10 protein-coding genes are annotated in these 10346 nt (G+C 69.3%); all 10 read left to right on the top strand.

Features of this window, described 5'->3' with window-relative positions; translation table 11 throughout:
• The first annotated feature begins 133 nt into the window (after positions 1 to 133).
• Positions 134 to 2392 (top strand): RelA/SpoT family protein, encoded by a 2259-nt coding sequence (locus ON39_RS20050; protein ID WP_063713370.1) that lies wholly within the window; start codon positions 134 to 136, stop codon positions 2390 to 2392.
• Between the two features lie 373 nt (positions 2393 to 2765).
• Positions 2766 to 4394, top strand: a complete 1629-nt coding sequence (locus ON39_RS20045) for a cutinase family protein (protein ID WP_051186830.1) — start codon at positions 2766 to 2768, stop codon at positions 4392 to 4394.
• Positions 4395 to 4448: 54 nt separating this feature from the next.
• Complete coding sequence (locus ON39_RS20040) at positions 4449 to 5414, top strand: DUF8176 domain-containing protein (RefSeq protein WP_040736545.1); 966 nt, start codon at positions 4449 to 4451, stop codon at positions 5412 to 5414.
• A gap of 16 nt (positions 5415 to 5430) precedes the next feature.
• Positions 5431 to 6309, top strand: a complete 879-nt coding sequence (locus tag ON39_RS20035; RefSeq protein ID WP_040736543.1) for a MinD/ParA family ATP-binding protein — start codon at positions 5431 to 5433, stop codon at positions 6307 to 6309.
• On the top strand, positions 6306 to 6974 hold the full coding sequence (locus ON39_RS20030) for a DUF6668 family protein (RefSeq protein WP_051186829.1): 669 nt from the start codon (positions 6306 to 6308) through the stop codon (positions 6972 to 6974). The genes ON39_RS20035 and ON39_RS20030 overlap by 4 nt, the downstream gene beginning before the upstream one ends.
• Positions 6975 to 7025: 51 nt before the next feature.
• The gene (locus ON39_RS20025) at positions 7026 to 7322 is read left to right on the top strand and encodes a hypothetical protein (protein ID WP_040736541.1); all 297 of its coding nucleotides are present in this window, start codon (positions 7026 to 7028) and stop codon (positions 7320 to 7322) included.
• Complete coding sequence (locus tag ON39_RS20020) at positions 7322 to 7606, top strand: hypothetical protein (protein WP_040736539.1); 285 nt, start codon at positions 7322 to 7324, stop codon at positions 7604 to 7606. Before ON39_RS20025 ends, ON39_RS20020 begins: the two co-directional genes overlap by 1 nt.
• Positions 7603 to 8211 carry a DUF8175 domain-containg protein gene (locus ON39_RS20015; RefSeq protein WP_040736538.1) on the top strand — a complete coding sequence of 203 codons (609 nt, stop codon included), beginning with the start codon at positions 7603 to 7605 and terminating at the stop codon, positions 8209 to 8211. Before ON39_RS20020 ends, ON39_RS20015 begins: the two co-directional genes overlap by 4 nt.
• 73 nt (positions 8212 to 8284) lie before the next feature.
• Positions 8285 to 9100: a DUF8175 domain-containg protein gene (locus ON39_RS20010; protein ID WP_040736536.1), complete on the top strand. Its 816-nt coding sequence runs from the start codon at positions 8285 to 8287 to the stop codon at positions 9098 to 9100.
• Between the two features lie 65 nt (positions 9101 to 9165).
• Positions 9166 to 10346: hypothetical protein (locus ON39_RS20005; protein ID WP_040736534.1), on the top strand; the 1181-nt coding region annotated here is incomplete at its 3' end.

Below are 10346 nucleotides of genomic sequence, written 5' to 3'. Positions count from 1 at the left end.
TCAGCACTTGGGCGAGGCGAATGTCGGGCAATCGGCAGGCGCCCCGCAGTCGAATGGTGCCGCCGCCGGGAAAGCGCAGCCGCCGACACCGCCCGCGGGCAACGGCACGCCGCGCCAGCCCGGCGCCGCCGCAGTGCCCACCTCGGCCTCGCGCCGCGTGCGCGCCAGGCTCGCCCGCTGGATGACCGGCCAGCGCGGCATCGCCGCCGTCAAACCGGTGCTCGAGCCGCTGGCCAGCGTGCACCGCGAGCTGTACCCGAAGGCGAACCTGACGCTGCTGCAGCGCGCGTTCGACGTGGCCGACGAGCGGCACAAGCACCAGTTCCGCAAGTCCGGCGATCCCTACATCACCCACCCGCTGGCCGTGGCCAACATCCTCGCCGAACTCGGCATGGACACCACGACCCTGGTGGCCGCGCTGCTGCACGACACCGTCGAGGACACCGGCTACTCGCTCGACCAGCTCACCCTCGACTTCGGCGCCGAGGTCGCACACCTGGTCGACGGCGTCACCAAGCTGGACAAGGTCAACCTGGGCGCGGCCGCGGAGGCCGAGACCATCCGCAAGATGATCATCGCGATGGCGCGCGACCCACGCGTGCTGGTGATCAAGGTCGCCGACCGCCTGCACAACATGCGCACCATGCGCTTCCTGCCGCCGGAGAAGCAGGCGAAGAAGGCCAAGGAGACCCTCGAAGTCATTGCGCCCCTTGCCCATCGGCTCGGCATGGCCACGGTCAAGTGGGAGCTGGAGGACCTCGCGTTCGCGATCCTGCACCCGAAGAAGTACGACGAGATCGTGCGACTGGTCGCCGACCGGGCGCCCTCGCGCGACACGTACCTGGCGAAGGTGCGCGCGGAGATCGTGAATACCCTTGCGGCGTCGCGGATCAACGCGATCGTCGAGGGTCGTCCGAAGCACTACTGGTCGATTTATCAGAAGATGATCGTCAAGGGCAAGGACTTCGACGACATCCACGACCTGGTCGGCATCCGCATCCTCTGCGACGAGGTGCGCGACTGCTACGCGGCGGTCGGCGTCGTGCACTCGCTGTGGCAGCCGATGGCAGGCCGGTTCAAGGACTACATCGCCCAGCCGCGCTACGGCGTCTACCAGTCGCTGCACACGACCGTCGTCGGCCCGGACGGCAAGCCCCTGGAAGTGCAGATCCGCACCCAGGACATGCACCGCACCGCCGAGTTCGGCATCGCCGCGCACTGGCGCTACAAGGAGACCAGGGGCAAGCACTCCAACGACTCGACCGAGGTCGACGACATGGCGTGGATGCGCCAGCTGCTCGACTGGCAGCGGGAGGCGGCCGATCCGGCCGAGTTCCTGGAGTCGCTGCGTTTCGATCTGAAGTCGCCGGAGATCTTCGTGTTCACGCCGAAGGGCGACGTGATCACGCTGCCGCAGAAGTCGACGCCGGTCGACTTCGCGTACGCCGTGCACACCGAGGTCGGGCACAAGTGCATCGGCGCGCGGGTCAACGGCCGTCTGGTCGCGCTGGAGCGGCAGCTGGAGAACGGTGAGGTCGTCGAGGTGTTCACCTCGAAGGCGCAGAACGCCGGGCCGAGCCGCGACTGGCAGAACTTCGTGGTGTCTCCGCGCGCCAAGGCCAAGATCCGGCAGTGGTTCGCCAAGGAGCGCCGCGAGGAGGCGCTGGAGAACGGCAAGGAGCAGATCTCCAAGGAGGTCCGCCGCGTCGGCCTGCCGCTGCAGCGGCTGATGAGCGTCGACGCGATGACCGCGGTCGCGCACGAACTGCACTACACCGACATCTCCACCCTCTACACCGCCGTCGGCGAGCACCAGGTCTCCGCGCACCACGTCGTGCAGCGGCTGATGGCGCAGCTCGGCGGCATCGGCGACGTGGAGAACGAGCTCGCCGAGCGGTCGACCCCGTCGACGACGCCGAGCAGGCAGCGGACCACCGGCGACGCCGGCGTGCTGATTCCCGGCGCGTCGGGCACCGTCGCCAAGCTGGCCAAGTGCTGCACGCCGGTGCCGGGCGACGAGATCATGGGCTTCGTGACCCGCGGCGGCGCGGTGAGCGTGCACCGCACCGACTGCACCAACGCCGGCTCGCTGCGCGATCAGGCCGAGCGGATCATCGAGGTGTCGTGGGCGCCGTCGCCGTCCTCGGTGTTCCTGGTGGCCATTCAGATCGAGGCGCTCGACCGCACCCGCCTGCTGTCCGACGTGACCAAGGTGCTGGCCGACGAGAAGGTGAACATCCTGTCCGCGTCGGTCGCCACCCACGGCGACCGCGTCGCGATCAGTAAGTTCACCTTCGAGATGGGCGACCCGAAGCATCTCGGGCACCTGCTGAACGTGGTCCGGAACGTGGAGGGCGTGTACGACGTCTACCGCGTCACCTCGGCCGCCTGAAATATCACCGGAAAGACCGCTGCGGTCAGCCACCCTTGACGCGTCATTTGTTGTGCCATGGGCAACTTCGTGGCGAACGTCCCGCGACGCGCGAGATATCTGCATGAATGCCGAAGCCATCTGGCGAACGGAAGTTGGCGTCCCGGTTGGGAATTCGCGTGACCGGCGGGTCGCCGGGCGATAGCTCTCATTTTCAGACCATCGGAAAGTTGCCGGGCCGGGTTGCTGGGCACGCGGGAATGTGTGAAACCGCGCTCGGCACGTTCCGGAAAGTTTTCGGCGATGCCACAGCAATAGTCGGAATCTGTTACGGTCTAATGCGTTTCATGGCGTTGAGGGTAACTGCGGCAACACGGATTGATTGCGGATCGCTATGACGAATTACGCGGCAAGGGTCACGGGCGTGCTGACAGCACTCACCGTCACCGTGGCTACGGCGGGCATCGCTGTGGCCGGCCCCACGAATCCCGCAGGGCCCTCGACCGATATCGCGCTCAACGCGTGTCCGGCATTGTACGCCTTGGGGATTCAGGGCACAGGCGAATCGTCACCGGATGCCGCGCCGTCCACCGATACCGGCATGCTGTCCACCGTCTTTCGCCCGATGCTGGCCAAGGCGACCGCGCCGGGACTGGTCGATCGGGCCTATGTGCCCTACGAGTCCGGCTTCGGCGGGGCGACCGCGGGCGGCGCGGCGCCGTACTCCGAATCGGTGACCGGCGGACTGACCAGACTTCGCACTATGGCGAAAGCAGTCGCCGACCGTTGTGCCGACACGAGATTCGCGGTGGTCGGCTATTCGCAGGGCGCACACGTGGCCTCGATGTTCGCCCAGGAGATCGGCCAAGGGCAGGGCGTGCTGCCCGCGGCGAAGGTGGCGGCGGTGGCGCTGTTCGCCGACCCGACCCGCAACCCCGGCGCACCGCTGTTCCCCGGCTCGCCCGGCAAGGCCACACCGGACCCCGCACCCGGCACCGCGGGCGATGAACTCGCCGCCCTCGCCGCGCTGCCCCAGGCGCCGGCCACCGGCGGCGGCATCGGGCCCGACCGCGACCGAGCCGCCAATTTCGGCGCGCTGACCGGGCGTGTCGCCAGCTTCTGCGCCGCGGGCGATCTGGCCTGCGACGCGCCGTCGGGCGCGCCGATCCTCAAAGCCGTCACCAATGTCGTCGGGCAGTCCAAGCTGAGCGGCGGCGACCCGATCGCCTCGCTGGTGTCCATCGCCCAGGCGCTGGCCTACACCTCGATCAAGACCGCGACCAAGGTCGTCAACGAGGACGTTCAAGGCAACTCGCTCGCGACGCTGGCCATCTCGCCCAAGAAGTCGATCTCGCAGCGGCTCGCCGACGCCGCCGACCCGCGCACCCCACTCGACCTGCCCGCCGCGCTACAGGCGCTGCTGAAGGTCGGCATGATCGGTCTGAACGCGGTCGTCACCGTGGTCAAGACGGTCATCAATCCCGCGAGCATCGCCGAGCTGGCCACCGCGGGCCTGTCCAATCCGCCCGCCGCGCTGCTGTCGCTCGGCGCCAAGCTGGTCGGCGCCGTCGCCCAGCTCGTCCCGCCGACGACCGGAGTCCGGCTGGTGACCCAGGCGTTCGACGCGGTCGTGCAGAACATCACCGACAACAGCGAGCTCTTGAACACCGCCACCTGGGTGCGGTACTGGGACACCGTCCAGCGCCACGGCGCGTACAACACCGCGACGGTCGCCGCCAACGGCGACGCGCCGACGGCGTTCGTCGCCGACTGGCTGGCCGCGCTGGCACACGATATCGCCGGTGTGTTCGGGGCGAACCGCAGGCCGGTGGGCGGCTCGGACATGCCGCCGCCGGGATTCTTCGGCGCGTCGCCCGGCGCGTCGACTACGCCGAATTCGTCCGGTACGGGACAATTTCCGTTCGGGACAGGAGCCGATGGCGCCTCATCCGGCGGCGCGACGTCGATTCCGCCCACCGATCGACCCGGCACCGCCAACACCTACCCGTTCTCCACGAACTGATCGCCGAGAGGGTCCGACGATGAGCCATGTGCCTAGCGCAGCGGGAATGGGGGAATGTTGAAGTCGTACAAAGAACTGTCCCGATGGTATGCCGCACTCGAGCCCGCGACGGCGCCGGTGCCCCAGGGCGCGCCGGATGCGATGCCCGAGGACGAGGACGGCCCCGCCCGGTATCCGCACTACATCCGCGACGACCCGGAGATTCCCGCCGACCTGCCCGCGCAGCGCAGCGAGTTCACCGGCGGCTGGTCGGACTGGGTCGGCCGCGCCCCCGGCCCCGACGACGACTACGTTCCGCGCGAGGCCGATCTGGTGCGTTTCCCCTGGCCCGACGACGATGACGACGACGACTACGACCCGCTGGACGAGCCGCGCCCGCGCTTGTCCAACCCCTTGCGTCTGGAGGCCCGCGCCCGGGGTTCACGGCGCGCCCGGGTGTTCGTCGTGCTGGTCATCGCGGTGCTGCTGCTCGGCGCCGCGGCCGCGGGCGCGCTGTTCCTGCTGCACACCTCGACCAGCCGCGCCGCGACACCGCGACTACCCGCGTCCTCGGCCTCGGTGCAGTTCACCGCGGGCAGCGTCCAGGCCGGCGTGAGCACCGACAGCCTGCGCGGCAAGGCGCAGGCCGGGGTCACCACGCACCGGCCGTCGGGCGCCTGCCCGACCGAGCGCACCGCGTCGATCGTGCGCGCGGCCGAAATGGGCGGCACCACAACGGGTCCCGACGCCATCCTGGCGTTCCAGTACGCGTACTACGTCGAGCGCTCCGGCGAGCGGGTGCGGCAGTTCGTCGCGCCGGACGCCGCCGTCTCACCCGCGTCGACCATTCAGCGCGGCATCGATACGATCCCCGCGGGCACGACCCACTGCGTGCGCATCGTGACCCTCGCGGACAACCAGTACTCGGTGGAGGTCACCGAGTACCGGCCGGGCGGCGTGCCGGCCACGTACAACAAGCAGACGGTCACCACCGCGGTGATCGACGGCCGCACCCTCATCACGGGTATCGCGGCCGGTTAGAGGAGAGCAGGAAGCGATGGGAGAGGACTGGAGCCGCTGGCTCGACGAGGCGCCCGAACAGGGTGAACCGTCGAGCCGGCCCGCGCGCTCCAAGGCTCCGGTGGTGCGATTGCGGCGCGGCAAGGGCGGCGGTTCCGGCGCGGAACACCCCTTGCAGCGCCCGATTCTGGTGGTCGGCGGCTGCGGTGGGGCGGGAACCACGACGACGGCGCTCGGCATCGCGGGCGAGCTCGGCATGGCGGGCACCCCGACCGTGGCGGTGGACGCGACGGCGGCGGGCAGCGACCTCGCGCTGCGCGGCGCGGACGAGCACCTGCACCCGATCAGTTTGCAGTCGTGGCTGTACGGGCGCGGCGACGACGAGCCTGCCCCGCTCAAGGAGTGCCTGTCCCGGGCGACGTCCGGAATCGGTTTACTGTGGCGCGATTCCGCGCCGCTGCGCCGCCGCGCGACCTATCTCACGGTGGCGCGCGCGGTGCACGACGCGGGGTACACCGCGGTCTACGACGGCGGCAGCCCGATTGCCGGACGGCAGCTGCGCCCGCTGCTCGACGACGCGGATGTCGCTCTGGTGCTTGCCATTCCGGCGCGCGCCGACGCGGCGAACCGGCTGCGGGTCACCCTGGAATGGCTCGACGACCAGTTCGGCGACTCGGCCGAGGGGCAGGGCGGCGGCATCGTCGGCGACACGACAATCGTTGTCTCACACCAGAATCCGGGCACCGAGTCGGGCGTAGCCGAGCATTTGCGCGAGCACCTGTCCGGCTGGGTCCGCGATATCAGAGAGATCCCCTACGACCCGCACCTGGCCAGGGGCGAACTGGTCCGGCACGCGTCGTTGGCCGCCGATACGCGCCGGGCGTATGGGCGCCTGCTCGCCGGAGTGGCATCATGACCGCCGCCATGAACTTTCGACGTCAGACCGAATCGGCGCCCGCGGGCGTCGTCGCCCCGCCGGAGTCGCGCCGCGCGCCGATCTGGGACCGCCCGGTGCCCGGCGTCGGCCGCGCCCCGCTGGTGTGGCTGCTCGGTGTGCACGGCGGCGCCGGAGCCAGTAGCCTCGCGCATGTGCTTGCGCCCGCGGCGGATTCGGGCCGCCGCTGGCCCGGCGTCTTCGACCGCGAGTCCCCCTTCGTCGTGCTGGTGGCCAGGGAGACCATCGCCGGGCTCACCCGCGCGCATGACCTTCTGCGCCAACATCATTCGGGCTTCGCCGGATCCTGTGAGGTGCTCGGCCTGATCACCGTCGCCGCGCGGCCCGGCAAGCTGCCCGCGGAGATCCGCCGCTACCGCGACGTGGTCGGCTCGCTGGCGGGCCAGCTCTGGCAGGTTCCGTGGTATGAGGAGTGGACGCTGGTAGAACCGGAGCAGCTGCCCGTGTGGGCGCCCGGCGACCCGCTGCCACCGAAGAAACGCAGGATCGACCCATTGGAAGAGGTACCGCTCGATGTCCGGGAGCTCGGCGCCGACATCGTCGCGGCGGCTCGAACGGCACTCGAGGAGGCAGCACTCGACGATCCGGCGCAGGACCGGGCACGCAGAAAGCCACCCGATCAGTGAACGTACGCATCGAATCGGCGACGACACAACTACTTTCGAGAAAGGCACCCGATGAGCGCAATTCTCCTCGCCGTGCAGGACACGTACGGCACCGTACTCGCACAGGTCGGTAACCCGACGCCGGAGGCGCCTCCCGGCTCGGAGAAGATCCTGCAGCTGGTGCGGTACCTCACCTGGTTCGTCCTGCTGTCGGGCATCTGCGGCATCACCTACGCGGGCGGCAAGTTCGCGTGGGAGAAGTGGACGGGTGGCGGGCTCGAATCACCGAAGATGGTGGCGGGCGCCATGATCGGCGGCGTCGTCGCGACCAGCGCCGGCACCATCATGAACGCAGTTATTGGAACCTGATGTCCGATATATCTACCGTGCGACTGTCGGCAGCCGAGCTGCTGGCCTACAAACAGATGCCCGCCGAGGTCCTGCAACCGCTCATGCAGCTGCTCAACTGGCTGCTGTGGTTCGTCCTGCTGGTGTGTCTGGCGTGGATGATCGTGTCCGCGGGCAAGCTGTGGATCGCGTTCCGCAGCGACCTCGCGATGAACGACGCCTCGCACGGGGTGCTGATGAGCCTGCTCGGGGCGATCGTGGCGAGCGCGGCGTCGGGGATCGCGCTGGCCTTCCTGCCGACATGATCGAGCGAAGGGGGACCGTGGCCGCGGTCGGCGCGCTGCTGATCGCGGCGGTCGGCTGCGGTGGAGGCGAGCAGCGGCGCGGACCCGACCTGTCGGCCGCGCCGACCGGCGTCCGGTGGCAGCCGTTCCAGGGCGTGCCGCTGCCGCACACCGACCAGGGCCCGAAGTCCGAGGCCGACGGCGCCGCAACGGGTTTCGAGCATTCGCCGCGCGGTGCGGGCGTCGCCGCGATAACCCACGCGGTGCGGCTGGCCGTGGCGAGCGACGGCCAGTGGGCGAAAGTCGCGGCGCGCGAGGTGGTTCCGGGAACCGCCAAGGACGAGTGGGCGGTGAACCGCGTGCAGCTGTCCATCACCGGACCGGCGACGCCCGACTACGCACCGCGCGTGCTCGGCTACCGGATCACCGGATACACCGACCAGCGCAGCACCGTCGACGTGCACACCGAGTACTCCGACAGCTCGAAGGCGGTGAACCACACCACCGTCGAATGGTTCGGCGACGACTGGCGGTTACGCCTGCCCGATCCGGGCGCCACCGCCAGACCGATCGAATCGATAGACGTAATACCTGATGGGGCAGTGAAGTTGGAGGCACCGAAGTGAGCGAGCGCAGCGAGCGAATCAGGTCGCAGCGTGCTTCGCGCATGCCGGAGCCGAGCGCCGGCGAGGCGGAGTCATGAGCGAGAAGGGGTCTTCCGCGCGCGATCGCGTCTCCTTCGGCGCCGTCGCGTCCGCGGCCGTGCTCGCGCTCATCGTCATCGTCGGCATCGTCGTCTACATCAGCCGCGACGACGGGGGCGCCGCGGCAGGCGCGCCCGCGCCCGCCGCGACCGCGGGCGGCACCGGCTTCGCCGCCCCCGAGGTCGACATCCTCGGCAGGCGCGTCGACGTGCCGAACAACCCTGCCGGGCAACCACTTCCGCAGGATCCGACGCGGCAGCGCAAGCCGGGTGACAGCGACTGGCTGACCTCGGCGCCGGAGGGCACCACCGGACCGCACGGCTGGCAGCGGGTGTACGGCGCGTCCGTGCCGTTCTCCACCTCCGACGGGCCCGCGCGCATCGAAGACGGTCTGGCCGTCGGCTATTCGCACACCCCGCAGGGCGCCGTGCTGGCCGCGGCGCAGATCACCTACCGGCTCAACGCCCGCCCCGCCGACCGCGACCTGTACGTGACGCAGGTGCGCGTCTCGGCCCAGCAGATCGCCGCCTACGACAAGGCGCTCGCCGGTGACAAGCTGCCCGAACAGCAGCCGGAGCGGGTGACCAAGTACTTCGTCGCCTCCGACGCGTTCAAGGTCGACGACTACGCCGACGACCTGGCCATCGTCCGGCTCGCCTCGCGCGGCCCCGTGGTCGACGGCAAACAGTTATGGGCGGCGATCCGCCTGGTGATGGTCTGGGATGCCGGCGACTGGCGTCTCAAGCCCTCGACGTCCAATTCCGCGCAGACCGAGTACATCGAATCGTTGGGCGGGTGGACGAAGTGGTGAGCACGATCGGAAAGGCCCGAGCAGAAGTTGATGGCCGACCTGCTGAGCAGCGAGGGGTGCAGACAATGGTGAGGCGACTACTCACGATCTTCGCGGTCATCTTCACGGTGATGATGGCGACGCCGACCGTGGCCTACGGACAGCAGTACGGCTTCGACGAGACGTGCAACGAAATCCACGACACGCTCGACAATGTCGGCCTGCCCGGCATCTCGCTGGGCGACGCCGCCTCCGCCGCGTGCAAGGCCGGCAACGCCGCGTCCCATCCGGGTCAGGCCGCCAACGTGGTCAAGGACAAGGCGTGGGACTCCACCTTCGGCAAGGTGGTCGACTCGCTGATGAACGGCCTCGGCGAGGCCATCATCCTGGCGCTGACGTTCTGGATGAAGGTGCCCAACGAGGCGGCCAGCGACTCGGGCTCGCTGTTCACGAAGATCAACGACTACACCTATCAGGCCCAGATATTGCTCTTGATAGCCTCGGTGATCCTCTCCGGCGCGCGCCTGGCCGAGGCCAGACGCGGGGCGACGATGAACGAGGCCGCCGAGTCGTTCCGCATGTTCGCCAGAGTGGTTTTCAGCTCCTGGATGCTCGGCGCGGTGATCGTCGCGGGCACCCAGGCCTCGGATCGCTTCTCCGAGTGGATCATCAACGACTCGACCAACGGCAACGCCAAGGACCTGGCCGAGCTGATGGTGAAAACCAGTAAGCTGCAAGCGTTCTCGCCGGGTCTGGTGCTGATCATCGCGATCGTCGGCTTGCTCGGCGCGCTCGCGCAGATCGTGCTCGCCATCGTCCGGCAGGGGCTGCTGATCATCGCGGCCGGCGTGCTGCCGCTGGCGGCGGCCGCGTCGGGGATGAATGTCGGAAAGCAGTCCTATCAGAAGCTGATCGGCTGGATCATCGCGTTCATGCTCTGGAAACCGGTGGCCGCGATCGTCTACATGATCGCGTTCACCACTGCGGGACATGTGGATTCGCTGACCGCGACCAACGGACTGCCGGATGGTGAACAGGCGCAACGCATGCTGGTCGCCATCGTGCTGCTGTGCAGCGTCGCGTTCGTGCTGCCCGCGCTGATGCGACTGGTCACGCCCGCGGTCGCGATCGTCGGCAGCGGCGGCTCCGGTCTCACCGCCACCGGCGGTACCCTGCTCGCCGTCGCGGGCCTTGGGGCCATGGGCACCAAGGCCGTTGGCGTCAAGGGCGCGGCGGCGCCCGGCTCCGCGGGCTACGTCAGCGGCAG

Source organism: Nocardia tenerifensis NBRC 101015 (genome assembly GCF_000308715.1).
GTDB classification, from domain to species: Bacteria; Actinomycetota; Actinomycetes; order Mycobacteriales; family Mycobacteriaceae; genus Nocardia; species Nocardia tenerifensis.
The sequence above is the reverse complement of the archived record's forward strand: the minus strand, read 5'-3'. Positions and strand labels throughout refer to the sequence as shown.